This window comes from Microcoleus sp. B7-D4 (assembly GCF_036705125.1).
Taxonomy (GTDB): Bacteria; Cyanobacteriota; Cyanobacteriia; order Cyanobacteriales; family Microcoleaceae; genus Microcoleus.
This window is the reverse complement of the sequence record NZ_JAUBTT010000003.1, coordinates 59,357-76,348: the sequence shown is the minus strand read 5'-3', so window position 1 is coordinate 76,348 and position 16,992 is coordinate 59,357. Positions and strand designations below refer to the sequence as shown.

Here is a 16,992-nt window from a genome sequence, read left to right as displayed (position 1 = left end):
AATCCCGATGAACAGGTGGCGTTTCCTATTTGGGATAAGTCATTTCGCAGCGGGGACATTGACCAGTAAACAGTGGGTGGGTATCCAAAAGTTCTAACTGTTGTTCCAAAGTCCACCCCTATCTCGGTTGCAGGATGAGTTCGCCGTTGTAGTAGCTTGCACCTTCGGGTTCCCATAGTTCCTCCGGCGGGGCGTTGGGGTTGACGGGGTGACAAGCAGGTTGAAAGCAAAGCTGCGTCAAGGTTTTGAGTTGAGTGACCAAGCGAAAATATCTTCGCGGGCGTGAGTGAATAAAAGAGAATGGCGAGATCATTTGAATCAGGTTCAAGGATCTCTCGGAGGATCTTATGAGTAAGATAAGCCTGTCAATAATCCGCTATCTTTTTTGAGGTTCAGGGGCTTCAATGCTTTTACCATCAAGATTCCAGAGGCGTTGTCACCCCCTCAATGATTTTTCCCCGATCCCCATCGGACCCTCTCCCACTCTCGCCTATGGGTAGCAGCTTATTATATCAAGTCTGATAGTGAATACCCTCTAAGTTGGGTTGAGGAATGAAACCGAACACTATCGATTTTAGATTTTAAATTTGTCCTCGCATCTAAAATCTAAAATCTAAAATCTAAAATCGCCTCACTTGCCCGAAATCATTTTTCCCAGGGTTTCCGGCAAGTGAATTATATGTTGGAAAAGCTGATTTGGGCCGATGCCAAACAATAACTGCATCGTCAGCACAATTGCTGCTAAACCAATCGCTGTCCCGATGCTGGCTTTCAATACTTTAAAAGCCCAATTAAAGACTAGCCAAGATACAAGTAACGAAGCAATTAAGATAATTATTTCTATTGGCATATAACATTTTTAACTTGATTTTAACTCTACATAACTTACGCATCAATACCAAAGAAACCGGGTTTTTTATCTGTGTTAAAGGCTTAAATGCAGTATTTCTGTAAAAACCCGGTTTCTGCGTCCCAGATTACTCTACTTATTACTTTAAGCAATACTGCCGCGCTTCCGTGTTTCCTTATAAGAAATTCCGACATTTTTTAAGCCGGCTTTAATCATTTGCTGCTCTAACAAAGCGAAAAAGCGAGTTCGATCGCCCCCCGTGACTACCGCTTGATTGTGAGCTTCTGCTAGCGTCACCGGATACCCACCGCCTTTGTGTACTTGAGCCAGCATCATTCCTAATGCTAAATCTAGCTGTGCTTTATCTTGTGCTACCCATTCCGGTACTTCTATTCTAGCAATTTCTGTGCCAACGTGAACGTAACAGAAATAGACGGAATTAAGACCATACAAATCTAAAATTCGAGCTTGGGATTTCCACAAAGGGCTTCTTTGTCCCGGTGACAGGATTGTTGCCCACAATATGGCATCCCGCAAGGGTTCAAATTCTTGACAAGGTGCTTTTTCGGCGAAAGAAATTGTGGCGGCAAATCCGACGTTCGGGCAATTTGTCATGCAGTCTGGGACTTCGTGGGTGCAAGCTTCAAACCGTAAAAAAGATAAGCTTTCGGTGCTGCGAGAAGCACTTAAGTATCCTAACAGCGGAATTCCTGCTAAACGCAACTTGTCCCAAGATTCTAAAATTGGCAGCAAAATTTGATCGCGCGCTTCGCTGGGTAACTGTTCCAAAAACCAATAAATCAGAGAACCGTCTACCATTGCTAAAGCTGGCGCGGGCAATTTATTGTCGTTAACTTTTGCCCAATTGCAGCCCATTTCTGCCAAGGCAATTGCTTCGGAAACTGCCCGCCGATATCCCATCCATTCTTCGGTTCTAATTCCCCACTGTCGCGAACCGTACAAGTCTTCGGGTTTGTAGAAAACTTCGGGTACGCTGTCTAAAACTGGGTGGCGGCTTTGCCCGTAGTGCAGCATGACTGTGCCGACGTTTAGCAGGTAGCAGTAGGCTATTTCGTGATGGTTGGGGGAAATTTGCGATCCGTCTGTGGCAAAGACTGTGTGGGCGGCGGGGGGTGCGGTGATGTAGGTGCGATCGTCTAAGGGCTCGATCGGCGTGGCAGCATTGAATAAAGTGCGATCGCGCCAATTCTCTTGCAATTCCACCAATTTTTCCTGTTCCGCTGCAGCCTTTACCAGCAAATTCTGAGCCACTTCCAAACGTTGGCGAGCGGCAGCCGCTTCCACATTCAAATGTTGGCTCATTCCCTGCATTGCCTTGGCTGCTTTAGTTAAATCGAGCATGGGTTTTAAGTCTCAATATCAGAAAGCTTTGAAGCTGAGAAATTATCAAAACACTTTTCAATTTTTTGGTGCCGAAGCTTGGTTTTTTGTCATACACGCGGTTTGATCAACTAAAATACTTCGTAGCAGCCCGCAGAAATAGTAAAAAAACCCGGTTTTTGAGGTCAAGAGTACCTGAAAAAAACCTTTTTTTTTTGTCGAGATCCTTGCTTTTTTGAGGAATTTCTGTTATATTTATCTTATAATGGGATGGTGGCAAAAATATTATTTTTGCCACCATCCCATTATATTAAAATACCATGTCTACGCCGCAAAAGTCAACAAAAAAGATGTAAATTTTTGTTGTTTTTTTTGACTCTGAAAAGCGAAAAAAAAATCCACCTGTCCACAAATCTAACATCAACAGTCGCTCGGCAGCCAATCGGCAAAATCTCCGGCAAACTGGGACAGAGAAAGCAATTGAACGGGTGGATTTTGAGCCACAGATTCCCGTTCTGGCAAAGTATTGTAACCCCAATCAGCCAAAAATAACCTCACCTGAGATAAATCCGGCTGCTGCTTCACCGACAGCAAGGTTTTTAACCGGTCTTCCACAAACCAAATAGTCGAATCTTTGCCAGACGCAGCCATAAATTCCCGCAAAATTTGGTGTTTGGGCTTGTTGTATTCCTTACCAAAAATCAACTCCGACGGCATTTGTACGCCTGCTAGCTGCAAAAGTTCCCGCACAAAACGGCCTTCCTTGGTAGTGACGATCACCACTTTCACCGAACTCTCCTGCAACGAGTGCAAGCGATCGGCAACCCCTGGATAAAAGCGGTGCAAAGACAGCCACCCAGCTAAATCCTCAGCAATCCAATTATCGCGCAATCCGTCTAACATAGCGCCGACAGACTGCGCTTTCAAATTATTTTCGGTCAATAAATGCGGTACTATATTGGGCCACTCTAGCAAAATTTGCTCTGGGGAAATTCCTGTCAGCAGTGCGCGGATCAGCAGCGGCATTTCCCAACCAGTTTCGATGGCGGGTCGCACTCGGTAAAAACTCAAAGCTAAATCTGGATCTGGTACTGTTTCGACTGGTTTCCAGATTTGACAGTAGGTACGCCAAGCAGTTTGGAAATATTCGATTAGTCCGTCACAAATCACACCGTCAAAATCAAGAGCTAGAATATTTGGCAAGTTCTTAGTCATTAGTGAAGAATCATTAGTTGTGAGTCAGGAGTCATTCTTAAAAAAACTGAACCAGGGGTTGATTAGCGATCGAATCAAGCTTTTGGGACTGCAACAAGTGCCTCCACTCGGCTGTCAGCATCGCATCGTCAGGAGCTTTACGTCGCATATCAGCTAGAGTAGCCACAGTATCGTACCAAATCTCATTTTTAGCATAAGCGATCGCTCTAGCCATAGGATCGGGATTTGCCAACTCGCTTGTGAGACTTGGCACAGGTTCAATTCGTTGCACTAACCCATGAACATAATAATCCGTAGATCGATCTTCTGGATCGCAAACCACCGAAAACACCCATTGATATTCCTTCCCAACCTCAATAGATTTCTTTTTGTCACGAGTAGCAGGAATGCTAACTCCGACAATCCCGGCTTTTTCAACTGTGAAAGTAGTTTCGTAAATTAGCGTTTGGTTTGTATCTTGAGTTTGCAAAATAAACTCTAATCGAGTCGAAGCTTGAGAAATATAAGCAAATAATATTGGCGATTCTGCTACCGTTAAACCGCGATTGCTCGGAGGGATTAAAGCAATAATAGATAAGTCTCTCGGACAGATCACGCCAGCAGGTGTCCCCTTTTTCCGGTTGTCCGGGGCGCCGAAATCAGGATGTTTGAAATTAACATTTTGACTAAGCAGAATTGGCGCAGAGTTTGCCAGCATTGGCGCCGAAAAACTTGGGAAAATACCTGCGATACCCGATAAAGCCAGCGAAAATACAGCATCATGTAGAAAACGTTTCATTCTTTCACCAACTTGTAGAGATTTTACCGATCTCTGTCTACTGCGCGTCAGGAGTTAAAACCCCTGGCGCAACCCAAAAATTGGTCAACCTTCCTATCATATTAGGAACCACAAAGCCATGAGAGATAGCCAGCCTTAAAAAGACTGAACTAGCGGTTGACCGGCAATCGATTCTAGTCCTTGGGACTGCAACAATTGCGTCCACTCGGTTGTCAGCCGCGAATCATCGGGTGCGAGGCGCCGCATTTCGGCTAGAGTAGCAAGAGTCTCGTACCAAATCCCATTTTTAGCATAAGCAATCACCTTAGCCATAGGGTCGGGATTTGCCAAATCGTTCTTGAGATTTGCCTGGGGTTCAATTCGCTGCATCCATCCTTTAACAATATAATCTCCAGAACGCTCCAGAGGATCGCAGGCTAGTGCAAACGACCAGACATATCGCTTACCAACCTCAATTTTTTTTGTCTTGTCTTTCTCCGAAAGGCTAACTCCAACTATTCCAGCTTTGTCATTTTTTAAAGTAGTTTCGTAAACTACTTCGGATTCATCTGCGTTTAGCAAAATAAACTCTACTTGAGCTGCCGGTTGAGAAACATATACAAAAAATGTTGGCGACTCTGTTAGCGTTAAGCCAATATTGCTTTCAGGTACTAAGGGAGTAATGAATAAACCATCCCGTAACTTACAGCCTCGATGCGTCCCCCCTTGCCGGTTGTCGGGGGCTGTTACATCGGGAGGTTTGAAATTAACATTCTGACTCAGGAGAATGGGTGCAGGTACAGCCTGCATCGGTGTCAGCAAACTGGGGAGAGTAACGGCGATCGCCAATACAGTCATCACCAGTGCAGTAAAATGTATAAAACGTTTCATTTTTCCACCCACTTGTAAAAATATTTATAGAACGCATCTCTAATGTAAACCCGGAGTTTTAGCCCCGGGCGCGATCGAGTAAATGGGTCAATCGATTTTCGATTTTCGATTTTAGATTTTAGAGGCGACCCCCCGGATAAATGCGGGGGCAATAAGTGATTTTAGATTTTCGATTTTGGATTCATTCCACGGATAAATCACGTGGCGGGTACCACATGAAGAAATTCGTGGTCAATTTTCACATCGCCATCGGCAGACCGACCAAACTTCAAGAAATAGCGAGATTTAAAGAGGCCCAACCAGCGGTTGAGTTGCAACAGATTCCAGTCCTTGGGACTCCAACAATTGCGTCCACTTGGCTGTCAGCTTCACATCCCCCGGTGTCTGGCGCCGCATTTGGGCTAAAGTAGCGAGAGTTTCGTACCAAATCCCATTTTGAGCATAAACGTTAAGCCTAGTCATGGGGTCGGGATTTGCCAAATCGCTCTTGAGTGTTGCCTGCGGTTCAATTCGCTGCACGAAGCCTTTAACAACTAAATCTGCCGATCGGTCTTCCGGGTCGCAAACCATCGAAAATGACCATACGTATCGCTTGCCAACTTCAAGGGATTTGTTGTTGTCCACGGTAGCAGGAATACTAACTCCTACAATCCCGGATTTGTCAAGTTTAAAGGTTTTTTCGTAGACTACTTTGTCTTCGTTTTCGTTGAGCAAAGTAAACTCTATTTCGGGCGAGGTGTTAGGAATATAGACAAAAATTGTGGGAGAATCTGTTAGGGTTAAACCGATATTAGTTGGAGGCATTAAAGGAGTAATAGATACACCCGCTGGACAAAGCTTGTTGCCGCGATGTGTTCCTCCTTGTCGGTTGGCGGGGGCTGTTACGTCGGGAGGCTGGAAATCAAAATTTTGACTCAGCAGAAGCGGCTGGGATTGTGCGCGCATCGGTGCAAGTGAACTGGGGACGGTAGCTGCGATCGCAGATACGGCGACAGCAAGTGTAGCCCGATGTAGAAAACGTTTCATTTTGTTGTACCTTTCAGTATAATTGCAAACACAGGCATTCGCTGATGGCGACAAATATTTTTGAGATGCTAGTCGAGGGCGCAGATACACAATTTCAACCTTTACATATCATCAATAACATTTATTAATTCGATCGGCAAGTGCATTCTCCGTCCGAAAAATCAGGTTGCCTAGGTTGCCAGTATCATTGAATACAGTTGCTCGCTACGTAAGGTAAATTTTTGTAACAAAGTTCTCGGAGTTTCCGAGTGTTCTAAGATGGAGGAAGTCTCCAGCAGGGGGAAATGTGAAACAACTGCTGTTCCAGAAACGAGTCAAACTTTTATGCTCGGATAATGAGTAAAATATCTAACAACATTCGATCGGCAGCGACTCAATTGAGTCAAAGGTATAAACCATCACTAGCATTGGCTAAGTCTGTATTAATTGCCAGCGTGGCAGTAACATTATCCTTGATGGGGGCCAGACAGCTAGGAATACTCGAACCAGTAGAATTAAGCGCTTACGACCAAATGGTGAGGTGGCGTCCCGATGAACAGCCAGACTCGCGTTTGCTAGTTGTGGGGATTACCGAAGCAGACATTCAGAAACTGAATCAGTGGCCAATATCCGATCGCAAAATAGCTGAAATCTTACAAAAACTCGACAAAATGCAGCCTGCAGTCATCGGTTTAGATGTACTGCGAGACGTACCTTTAGGAGACGGGCGCGAGGAATTAACTAAACTTTTACAAAAAAGCGATCGAATTATCGGGGTATGTTTAGTCACCGACGGAAGCCCGGACAATCCCGGTTCTCCGCCTGCGCCGGGGCTGCCAAAAAACCGGGTGGGATTTGCAGATTTCGGAGTCGATCCGGGTGGCATACTCCGCAGGGCTTTATTATTTATGAAACCGCCGAAAATTGAGGGCAACTCCTCGGTTCAAAAACATCTTTGCAATGACAATTCTCAAGTTTTAGCTTCCTTCAACCTCCACCTAGCACTCCGCTACCTGCAAGGGCAAAAAATCTCTCCCAAACTTGCACCAGATCAATCTTTATGGCTGGGAAAAACCCAATTAAAACAACTAGCAAGCAATGACGGAGGATACAAAAATGCCGATGTCAGGGGATATCAAATATTAATTAACTATCGTTCCAAGCAGCAAGTCGCAAACCAAGTCAGAATTACCGATGTTTTAGAAGGGAAAGTTGACCCAAATTTAGTTAAAGATAAAATAGTTCTCATCGGTTACACCACAGAAACCGTTAAAGATTTATTTTATACTCCTTACAGTGGGCGACAGCAAAGCAACCAATTCATGCCTGGTATCGTGGCACACGCACAAGTGGTCAGCCAAATTTTGAGTACAGTTTTAGACAACAGACCGATGTTTTGGTTTTGGCCGGAATGGGCAGAAATCCTGTGGATTTCGGGATGGTCAATTGTGGGAGGAACCTTGGCATCGCGGATGGCTCACCCAGCGAAGTTGACAGTGACATTCGGAGCACTGCTGTGCGGGTGCTGCGCGATCGGCTTTGGGATTTTTCTGTTGGGAGGGTGGGTGCCTGTGGCAGCGCCAGCCTTAGCATTAATCGTAACTGGCGGTAGCATAGTATCAGCAGACAGATTTAATAAAGCCGGATACGGGAAAGCAATTAGCGATCGAGTAAAACAAGTCTTCAAAATCGAAATAGACCAAGCCAAAAAAGAACAGCAAGTCGCAGAAATCACAGAATCTGATTTCTTTAAAGAATTGCAGCAAAAGAAAGATAAACTGAGGATTAGCAAACAAGAAACCTCTGAAAAAACACCTTCCGAACCCCAAGAAATAATTGCCATTACCCCAGAGCTTCCCAATGTCGAAAGTCAGACAGACGAATATCTAGCTCAGTTGCAGGAAAAATCCCAACACCAGAAGCAGCGCGCCGCCGTGACTGAATCGGAAAGCGCCTCTCCAACGGGTGTCCCGATAGGTAGCGGTGGTGGTGCTAGTTCCGCCGAAACTAAACCTGATGACGAGTTCAGCGATTTGCAAACCAAAGCCAAACAGATGCGGCAGCGCAGGGGCGCCCAAAAGATGATAAAAGAGGAAAAAATTGATACTTTCACAGATAAGGAGGATTTGGGGGGGAAGGAAGAATGACCGACAACTCTACTGCATCATCGAGAATTGCATCATAATGGGTTCTCGCAGTTTCTTACCCTAATACGCAGATCATGTCCAAAATCATCTCTGTCCACTCTTACCGGGGCGGAACTGGCAAATCGAACACGACAGCAAACCTGGCATCTATTATCGCTCGCAGCGGAAATCGGGTCGCCATTGTGGACACAGACATTCAATCACCGGGGATTCACGTGCTGTTCGGTTTCAGCGAGAGCAACATGGATCGCTGCCTGAACGATTACCTGTGGGGCCGCTGTCCGATCGCGGATACGGCCTACAATGTGAGTTCGCTGCTGCCAAAATTAGCCAGTAACGGCAACCTCTACCTGATTCCTTCGAGCATTAAAGCAGGGGAGATAGCGCGAGTTTTGCGGGAAGGCTACGACGTGGGACTGCTTACCGACGGCTTTCAAGAACTGATCGAGGTTTTGAACTTAGACTACCTATTTATAGACACGCACCCGGGGCTCAACGAAGAAACCCTCCTCAGCATCACCATTTCCGACATCCTGCTGCTGATTCTGCGTCCGGATCAGCAAGATTTTCAGGGAACGGCTGTCACGGTAGATGTGGCCCGCAAATTAGAAGTTCCCAAGATTTTGATGACGATCAATAAAGCCCCTGAATCCCTAGATTTCGAGGATTTGAAGCAACAAGTAGAGAGTATTTACAACATTCCAGTGGCAGGGGTACTGCCCCACAGCGACCAGATGATGCTGCTCGCCAGCAAGGGAGTGTTTGCGCTGCACTTCCCTAACGACCCTCTAACTAAGGTTGTGGAAGGGATTGCCAAACAGATTGTGGGATAATTGCTGCAGCGAATGCCGATCGCCCGCCCAGGAGTTTCGCTTTCGCTCTCCATTCCTGCGGAGCCATGTCCTCCTGCGTATCCCGAATATTTGGTTAAAGAGTCAGGAGAATGGCGACAAAATGAGATACAAATAGATTATGAGAATTTGTTAAAAAACTTTAGGAGGAGAACTCATGGAATTTGACTTCCGCATACTAATAGTATTGATGCCCGTATTGTTGGCGGGCGGCTGGGCTGCTTACAACGTCGGTGCTATAGCTCTCAAACAAGTACAGAAAATGTTGAACAAGCAAGCATGAACTAAGCATTATCACCAGTAATTTCGCAGCCGGCTGTTTTTTGAGATACAAAACAGCCGGCTGATTTGTGCATGGGATCTGCTTAAGTGATGGCTGATTCTTGGTGGGCAATTTACGACTGCAGAGAGAGGGGGCAAAAACCAAAGAAAAGTTACGTTTAAAGATTAGGCAGAAACCGGGTACGCTCAAGCAAAATACTTGGTTGCAGCAAACGAGCCTGGGTAAAAAAACCTAGTTGCAAAAGCAGGGCGATCGTGTAATTTCTGATTTTGATGTTTTGAACTTTACTCAGGATTTATGAGTAGAGTGCCCTAAAAATATTTGGTAAGCACGTTATCGCAGAAAATATGAGACAATCACAAAAGTATTTGCCCTAAGAATCGCCCTAAAAACTACGAAGTTTAACTTGTAGGGAATATCGGTCAAATTGTCAATGTTAAATTCCTATATCTTGAGATAGATTATGCTTTTTCCCCGATCGAGCGGCATGCTAGTCCACCCCACGTCCTTTCCCAGTCGATTTGGCATTGGAGACATGGGAATAGAAGCATATCGCTTTATTGACTTTTTAGTAGAGAGCGACCAGCAATACTGGCAGGTATTGCCGCTGGGGCCGACAGGATACGGCAATTCTCCTTATTCCTGCTATTCAGCAATGGCGGGAAATCCGCTGCTGATCAACCCAGAAATGCTGCGTGACGCTCAATGGCTCGCCGATGAAGACTTCGCTAATTTACCAGAATTTCCGCTCGATTATGTAGACTTCGAGCGGGCGATCGCCCTGAAAGTGCCTTTGCTAAAAAAAGCTTGCGAAAACTTCAAAGCCAAAGCATCCCCGATCCAGCAAAAAGAATTCTCAGGTTTTTGCGAAAGCAAAGAGAATTGGCTGGAAGATTACGCCTTATTTATGGCACTAAAAGATCACTTTGGCGGTGTTAGCTGGAACAATTGGGAACCAGAAATTGCCCGTAGAGAGCCAGAGTCGCTAGAGAAATGGCGCCAGCAGCTAAATGCTGAGATTTATTACTACAAATACGTCCAGTTTGAGTTTTTTCGCCAGTGGACGGAGTTGAAACGCTATGCTAACCTGCGGGACATTAAAATTATTGGCGATATACCGATTTATGTAGCTCACGACAGCGCGGATGTATGGTCTCATCCAGAAATATTTTGCTTGGATGAAGCCACCGGAGAACCAGCTTTAATGGCGGGAGTCCCGCCTGATTACTTCAGCAATACAGGTCAATTGTGGGGCAACCCGGTATACAATTGGGAGAATTTGCAAGCAAATAATTTTGAGTGGTGGGTGCAGCGTTTTGAAGCGATTTTCGCTTATGTAGACGTAACTCGGATCGACCACTTTCGAGGATTTGACGCTTACTGGGCGGTGAAGCGCGGACAAGAAACTGCGATCGAGGGAGAGTGGATTAAAGCGCCGGGAACAGCTTTGTTGGATCTAATTAACGAGAAGTTTGGCAACTTGCCGATTATCGCTGAGGATTTAGGGGTAATTACTCCAGAAGTGGAAGCTTTGCGCGATCGATACGAGTTTCCAGGAATGAAGATTTTGCAGTTTGCTTTTGCCGGTGGTCCGGGCGATCCTTTTTTGCCTTTTAACTACGATCGCAACTGCGTAGTTTACACCGGCACCCACGACAACGACACGACTGTCGGCTGGTTCAATCAACTGCAAAACTACGAAAGAGATGAGGTTTTGCGTTATTTGGGCTGCATCGATCCCCAAGGAATTCACTGGTCTTTAATCCGCATGGGCTGGATTTCTATTGCTAATATGGCAATTGTGCCGTTTCAAGATTTGTTGGGTTTAGATACTGACGCGCGGATGAATTTTCCGGGGAAACCAGAGGGAAATTGGGGATGGCGGTATCGACCCGAAGCTTTGAATTGGGAAGTGCGCGATCGGCTCAAAACCATGACTTACATCTCCGGCCGCGCTCCTAATAAACATTGATTATCGCGAAGGGGTAATTGGTAATTGTTAATGGGTAATATCCAATCTGTTAGCATCGGAATTATTCCTATCTCTATACTCTTGATCTGCGTGAATCAGCGTCAATCCCTTGTCATCTGCGGTTCAGAAATTCTCTTTTTTTGACCGCAGATACAGGCAGATAAACACAGATTAACGCAGATGAATGATATCAATTACGCTTGCACCATCCGTGATTGTTAACCGAAAGCATCCAGGCTACAAGCCCCCGGATTCATCCGTCCAGAAATAAAAAACCTGTATCCCATGAAACTTGCCGAACGTATTTATCTCGCGCAAGTCAATGCTTCAATTCTAAAATCTAAAATCTAAAATCTAAAATCGATTGACTGTTGACTGGATTTGACTATTCCGATGCTACCGGGTTTGATAGAATGGGTAATTGGTAATTGGTAAGGAGTGCATCAAGACGGACATTATAATTAAACTCTGTGGACTGCCCGCTATTACCTATTACCTATTACCCATTAACAATTACCAATTAACACTCAACCTTCATTCTTGGGCGGTGCTGAAGGCTTGAGTTCGCTTGCTTTAAAAACAACTTCTTTGGCGACTCCAGGATCTCCGAGTGGTTCGGCTTGTCCGTTATTAACAGCAACCATTACCCCGCCGGCGTTACCTGCTACGACGACCAATTGCTTTTGAGCCCCCCAGGTGCGAACAGTCCCGGTCGGCAAAGTTCCCTCAAACTCTGTTTTACCATCGACTTCAACTTGCATCCACGATTCTGCTTTAAAAGTGACGTTAACCATCACTGGTTTATTGGCAGATTTATTTGAATTTTGACCGGTTCTTACTGCTTCGACAGCCTCGTAACTATCCGGTTTCTGATTTTGTGAGGCTCTTGATGCCTCAGCAGCGGCGCGAGCTTGTTCTTGCTGACCAAGCGCTAGTTCTTCGGCTCCCGCACCGTTTTTTGCGGTAATAGAACCGCTCATCAACTGAGATAAGACATTGACCGAACAGATAATTAGAAATGTGTAAAAGAGGTAGAGGTGCATCGGCCGCAACTGAGGCCCATCTTGCCAGGATAGCTTGGTTCTCGATCGGGGTGGCGGTTCGATCGGGAAAAAGTCGGCAAACTGAGTTCCGTCCAAACCCATTGCTTCAGCGTAGCGCTTGATCAAACCCTGAGTGTAGACGGGCTCGGGAAGTTGGTCGAGTTGACCGTCCTCGATTGCTTGTAGCAGATTCCGCCGAATCATTGTTACCACGGCTACTTTGTCCAAACAAATCGACTGCTGTTCGCGGTACTGACGGAGTTGAGTTCCAATTTCCGCTAGCTTCTTCTGAGCTGTTTCTGGCTCTTGGGAGTGCAGTTTCTGCTTAGTTGTTTTGAAGAATAAAAACAATAAATTCTTTGTCATATGCTGTGCTCCTGGGAATTTACTGGCACGCTTATTGATGTTAGGTTGACTAGATTCCATAAATAAATAATTTCCGCATCTTCTAGGGGTCGGCAGCAGCCTGGTGGCAATATTGGCGAACCAGGCCGCTGCAATTGAATCGGGCCAATGGCTGTGCGGTGCAGGCGCACCACGGGATATCCCAAGATCTCGGCTGTTCGCCGAATCTGTCGGTTTCTGCCTTCTGATAGAATGACTTCTAACAGAGTTTGGTCTTGCGCGCGATCGAGAACTTTAACTTTCGCGGGCAAAGTTTTTCTGCCGGACAAGATGATGCCCTGACGCCACGTTTGTAGTATGGGTTCCGGGGGATCGCCGCTCACCCAAACCTGATAAGTTTTGGCGATCGAGTGACGCGGATGGGTCAAACAAAATGTCAGCTTACCATCATTGGTGAGCAAGAGGGCGCCGGTGGAATCTGCATCTAAGCGTCCTACGGGGTGGATGCCTTGACCGGATCGCAGTTGTGGTGGCAGCAAGTCGAGAACTTTCGATCGGGCCCTTGGATCGCTGCAAGTAGAAACTACGCCGGCCGGTTTGTTGAGCAACAGATATACCTGTGCGGGTCGATCCGTTGGTTTCACTGGGACTCCATCGACTTGGATAAGATCGCGATCGGGATTCGCTTTTTCTCCTAAGCGAACAATATTGCCATTAACTCGGACTCGTCCAGCTACAATCATCTGTTCTGCAAGACGACGAGAGGCAATGCCCCACTGGGCGAGGATTTTTTGCAGCCTTTCATCAGACATGACGGGAGTGTGGAAATCCCCAACGAACCAGCGGTGGGGAGGAAACACGACACGGTTAATTGATTAACCGTACTAGCAATGCTCAATTCCTGGTTGGGAATAAATTATAATGCTGACCAATTATTAGAGGACGCCCAGCCTGGCACAGATTGTCCTTGTGCCCGGTGCAGATTGTCCTGATGGCATTACCCTGAATGCTGTGCAAAAACTACGACGAAAAGACTCGCGGCAGGCACAGGTTTGCACCGTTGGTTTGCGGCTGGTTTGAAAGGTGTGGGTCTGACCCGACCATAAACCAACACTACCATAAATCCCGTACTCCTGGTTAAATTTATACGCTCGATCGCGAATTTTTCATCGGGATCGCACAACTCGTGAACTCCCCAAAGATCCCAAGGGGAGAAAGGTGAGAATTTTTCTGCTTCTGGCGTGGCTGATGCCAGATTTCTGCTTGATTTTGGAGTTAATGGGACTTGTGTTCATCAACCCGGTTTCTAAGGAAAATCAGAGGTTGACGGCGATAGATATATGAATAAACCGGGTTTTTGAGGCCGGATGCACAAGCTCTAGTTAAATTTCTGTGCTTGAATATTAAGGTTTATATTCTGAAATCGTTTATGACTGTCGATCGAAACTCTCTTCAATTTGACAATAGAGATGGGGCTGCTGGCTCTGGTGGGACTGTTAATCTCGACCTTGAGCCGGGGAGACCTTCGCCGAGTCAAGGCAGCCGGATCGCGAGCGCGGTGCTGTCTCCGGCGGTACAGTTGTGGCTGCGATCGCAAGTTCAGCAGGTGGACGAGTTGAAGGTGAAAATTGAGGGGAGCGATCGACAAATCTTCAGCGGTGCGATCCCCAAAGTCACGGCTGCCGCTCGGGGTGCTGTGTATAAAGGACTACACCTAACTGAAGTTGCCATAGAGGGCTGTGGCATTCGCATCAACCTCGGTCAAGCTCTCAAAGGCAAACCCCTGCGTCTGATGGAATCCGTTCCCGTGGCAGGCGTTTTGAGGGTCAGCCAAGCGGATTTGAATGCGTCGCTGAAAGCGCCTTTGCTGGCTGATGCTTTGAGCGAATTTTTGCTGCCTATGCTGCCACTAACAGATAGGGAAAAGTCGCTGAAGTTGCAAAATTCGCAGATTGTAATTGAGGCGGGTTTGTTGACGCTTTCGGCGGCAATTTTGCGCGCTGGCGGTAGGCAAATTCCTTTGGTATTGCGGACTGGTTTGCGGATAGCCAGCGGTCGCGAATTGATGTTTGAATCACCAGAAATCGAACTCAATGGAGAATTAAAAAGCAGTGATTTCAATGGTTTTAAAATTGATTTTGGGCCGGAAGTTGAGATAGAAGAATTGATTTTGAGTCCGGGGGAGATTGTTTGTCGGGGAGGAATTAGAGTTTTGCCTTAGTTAGTTGACAGTTGGCTTTAACCTGGTTCTTCGGTAGAGCCTGGGAATACATACCCAATGCCCAATTCCCAATTCCCAATTCCCAATTCCCAATTCCCAATTCCCAATTCCCAATTACCGATTAATTAAAAAAGAGTCGATCGCGGGCAACAGTAAAGTGACAAAATAGTAGACTAACGGCGCGGTAAAAACATAACTGTCGGTGCGATCGAGAATGCCGCCGTGACCGGGGATCAACTGTCCCGAATCCTTAACGCCGGCGTCTCGCTTCATCATCGACTCAGTTAAATCTCCCAACAGGCTAGCAACGCCAATCAACAGACCAAAAGCAGCCCCTGTATACTGCCACCCCGGCCAGTGCAAATACCAAGAACCAGCGACTGCCACGGCGATGCTGCCGCAAACTCCAAATACGGCACCTTCAACGGTTTTTTTAGGACTGATGTGGGATAGGCTAGTGCGCCCGAAGAATTTGCCGACAAAATAAGCCCCAATGTCAGCGGCCCAGATGCAGAGGAAAGCCAGCAGCAGCGAAGTCAATCCTAAAGATATGTGGCTGGAAGTTGTCCAAGACGGCGGCGAGGAAATGTTAACGGGCAAATTGCTTGCTACTGCTTGCGAAAGTTGGGTTGTAGCAAGATTGCCTGGGTCGAGGCCGACTCGCAGCCGTACCCAATAGCTGGGCAAATAACCGCCGTAGAACAATCCTAAAACTGAGGAGGCAATATCGGCGATCGTCGATAATTTAGGTTGGAATAACAGGTAGAAACAAATTAATGTTCCCGCTAAGGGGAACATGGCATCTACGAGTTCCGGTGCTAGGGCGGCAGTAATTAATAGCCCTTGACTGACGGCTAAGGTAGTTTTGGCAGCGGGTGCAATACCTTTAGCCCTGGCTAATTGAAAATATTCCAATTGCCCTAGGTAGACGATGACTCCAAAGCCGACGGTGAAGTACCATCCGCCCATAATAATCATTCCCAAAGCAAGGGCGATCGCAACTATTCCACTCAGGATACGAGACCAAGGCATAAAATGAATTTCTCTTGCAGACGGCGGTGGATCATTCGATTTTGGATTTTGGATTTTGGATTTTGGATTTGAGATTTTGGATTTTTCTAGAGCACGAGTTGATCCCTTGCACAACTAACCCCCATCCCCCATCGGTCATCCAATATCTCAAGTCAGGCGGTCAATCCAGCTATGGTGGCCCCTATTCTTAAGTATGAAGGTTAATTGAACGTAAAAAAGGTTAAGAATTACATTTAGGAATGGGCATAGGGCATTGGCCAAACAGGGCATTGGGTATGTATTCCCAGGATCTGCCGAGGAACCAGGTTAAAGTTAACTGTCAACTGTCAACTGTCAACTGTCAACTGTCAACTGTCAACTGTCAACTGTCAACTGTCAACTGTCAACTGTCAACTAACTTCTAATCCAGCTTTTCGCCGCTGAGAATAAATATGGGATTGACGGCGGCAAAGGTTTGACTGAGGCCGCGAGTCTCCAAGCGGTTGACGGCGGACTGGACTACTTCAATGTTGCGGACTTGCAACTCGGCGAACCCTTCGGAAAGGGCGTAAAGATTCTCTAAATTGCCAGCGGTGGCGACAACTCTACCGTGGGGTTGCAAGTACCGCCAGACTTCTTGGAGAATGGCTTTAATGGGGCGACCTCCTTCGATGCAGACTCGGTGGGGGGGTTGGGGCAGGTTTTCCAGGCATTCCGGGGCACTGCCTTCTATGACTTCTACGTTGTCGAGCTCGAATCGATCGCAATTTCTGCGAATCAAGCTTGCTACTTCTTCGTCCCTTTCGACGGCGATAATGCGACCTTTGGGACACAGCAAACCTGTTTCTACGGCGATCGTACCAGTACCTGCACCGATGTCCCACACGACTGAATCTGCTTGCAGCCGCAGGTGGGAGATTAACAGCAGTCGGACTTCTCGCTTACTCATGGGAATTCCCGGTAAACGTTCAAATAAGTCATCCGGGATGCCTGGAGTGACGTAGGGCCAAAGCATAGTTATATTTTTGATTTTTGATTTTTGATTGAAGCAAGACGGCAG

General features: G+C 46.5%; 16 protein-coding genes. 5 read left to right on the top strand and 11 right to left on the bottom strand.

Features of this window, described 5'->3' with window-relative positions:
- Positions 1 to 118: 118 nt before the first annotated feature.
- The 7 genes from QUB12_RS01745 to QUB12_RS01715 form a co-directional block, all read right to left on the bottom strand.
- Positions 119 to 262: a hypothetical protein gene (locus QUB12_RS01745; protein WP_333300549.1), complete on the bottom strand. Its 144-nt coding sequence runs from the start codon at positions 260 to 262 to the stop codon at positions 119 to 121.
- 369 nt (positions 263 to 631) lie between these two features.
- Positions 632 to 850, bottom strand: a complete 219-nt coding sequence (locus QUB12_RS01740) for a hypothetical protein (protein ID WP_333105450.1) — start codon at positions 848 to 850, stop codon at positions 632 to 634.
- 144 nt (positions 851 to 994) lie between these two features.
- Positions 995 to 2,212: a DNA double-strand break repair nuclease NurA gene (locus tag QUB12_RS01735; protein WP_333305193.1), complete on the bottom strand. Its 1,218-nt coding sequence runs from the start codon at positions 2,210 to 2,212 to the stop codon at positions 995 to 997.
- 399 nt (positions 2,213 to 2,611) lie between these two features.
- Positions 2,612 to 3,406, bottom strand: a complete 795-nt coding sequence (locus QUB12_RS01730) for an HAD family hydrolase (protein WP_333305191.1) — start codon at positions 3,404 to 3,406, stop codon at positions 2,612 to 2,614.
- A 37-nt stretch (positions 3,407 to 3,443) separates the two neighbouring features.
- Entirely contained in the window at positions 3,444 to 4,184 is a 741-nt protein-coding gene (locus QUB12_RS01725) for a DUF928 domain-containing protein (protein ID WP_333305189.1), read from the bottom strand.
- A gap of 135 nt (positions 4,185 to 4,319) precedes the next feature.
- Entirely contained in the window at positions 4,320 to 5,054 is a 735-nt protein-coding gene (locus tag QUB12_RS01720; RefSeq protein ID WP_333305187.1) for a DUF928 domain-containing protein, read from the bottom strand.
- Positions 5,055 to 5,339: 285 nt separating this feature from the next.
- Positions 5,340 to 6,080 carry a DUF928 domain-containing protein gene (locus QUB12_RS01715; RefSeq protein WP_333305184.1) on the bottom strand — a complete coding sequence of 247 codons (741 nt, stop codon included), beginning with the start codon at positions 6,078 to 6,080 and terminating at the stop codon, positions 5,340 to 5,342.
- A gap of 335 nt (positions 6,081 to 6,415) precedes the next feature.
- On the opposite strand from QUB12_RS01715, the gene QUB12_RS01710 reads away from it, so the two are divergent.
- The 4 genes from QUB12_RS01710 (at position 6,416) to malQ (ending at position 11,312) form a co-directional block, all read left to right on the top strand.
- Complete coding sequence (locus QUB12_RS01710; RefSeq protein ID WP_333305182.1) at positions 6,416 to 8,206, top strand: CHASE2 domain-containing protein; 1,791 nt, start codon at positions 6,416 to 6,418, stop codon at positions 8,204 to 8,206.
- Positions 8,207 to 8,280: 74 nt separating this feature from the next.
- Entirely contained in the window at positions 8,281 to 9,039 is a 759-nt protein-coding gene (locus tag QUB12_RS01705) for a MinD/ParA family protein (RefSeq protein ID WP_333140347.1), read from the top strand.
- A gap of 175 nt (positions 9,040 to 9,214) precedes the next feature.
- Positions 9,215 to 9,340 (top strand): photosystem II protein Y, encoded by a 126-nt coding sequence (locus QUB12_RS01700; protein WP_333140345.1) that lies wholly within the window; start codon positions 9,215 to 9,217, stop codon positions 9,338 to 9,340.
- A gap of 463 nt (positions 9,341 to 9,803) precedes the next feature.
- A complete protein-coding gene (gene malQ, locus QUB12_RS01695) occupies positions 9,804 to 11,312 on the top strand; it encodes a 4-alpha-glucanotransferase (protein ID WP_333140343.1) in 1,509 nt (502 codons plus the stop codon).
- 527 nt (positions 11,313 to 11,839) lie between these two features.
- Here malQ and QUB12_RS01690 read toward each other — a convergent pair.
- Positions 11,840 to 12,721: a RodZ domain-containing protein gene (locus tag QUB12_RS01690; RefSeq protein ID WP_333140341.1), complete on the bottom strand. Its 882-nt coding sequence runs from the start codon at positions 12,719 to 12,721 to the stop codon at positions 11,840 to 11,842.
- Positions 12,718 to 13,512, bottom strand: coding sequence for a pseudouridine synthase (locus QUB12_RS01685; protein WP_333140430.1), 795 nt, complete (start codon positions 13,510 to 13,512; stop codon positions 12,718 to 12,720). The genes QUB12_RS01690 and QUB12_RS01685 overlap by 4 nt, the downstream gene beginning before the upstream one ends.
- Before the next feature lie 617 nt (positions 13,513 to 14,129).
- On the opposite strand from QUB12_RS01685, the gene QUB12_RS01680 reads away from it, so the two are divergent.
- On the top strand, positions 14,130 to 14,921 hold the full coding sequence (locus QUB12_RS01680; RefSeq protein WP_333140339.1) for a DUF2993 domain-containing protein: 792 nt from the start codon (positions 14,130 to 14,132) through the stop codon (positions 14,919 to 14,921).
- Positions 14,922 to 15,035: 114 nt separating this feature from the next.
- Here QUB12_RS01680 and QUB12_RS01675 read toward each other — a convergent pair whose 3' ends face one another.
- Together QUB12_RS01675 and cbiT are read right to left on the bottom strand one after the other, a co-directional pair.
- Complete coding sequence (locus QUB12_RS01675; RefSeq protein WP_333305180.1) at positions 15,036 to 15,953, bottom strand: phosphatidate cytidylyltransferase; 918 nt, start codon at positions 15,951 to 15,953, stop codon at positions 15,036 to 15,038.
- 400 nt (positions 15,954 to 16,353) lie between these two features.
- Positions 16,354 to 16,947: a precorrin-6Y C5,15-methyltransferase subunit CbiT gene (gene cbiT / locus QUB12_RS01670; RefSeq protein WP_333140335.1), complete on the bottom strand. Its 594-nt coding sequence runs from the start codon at positions 16,945 to 16,947 to the stop codon at positions 16,354 to 16,356.
- Between the last annotated feature and the right edge of the window lie 45 nt (positions 16,948 to 16,992).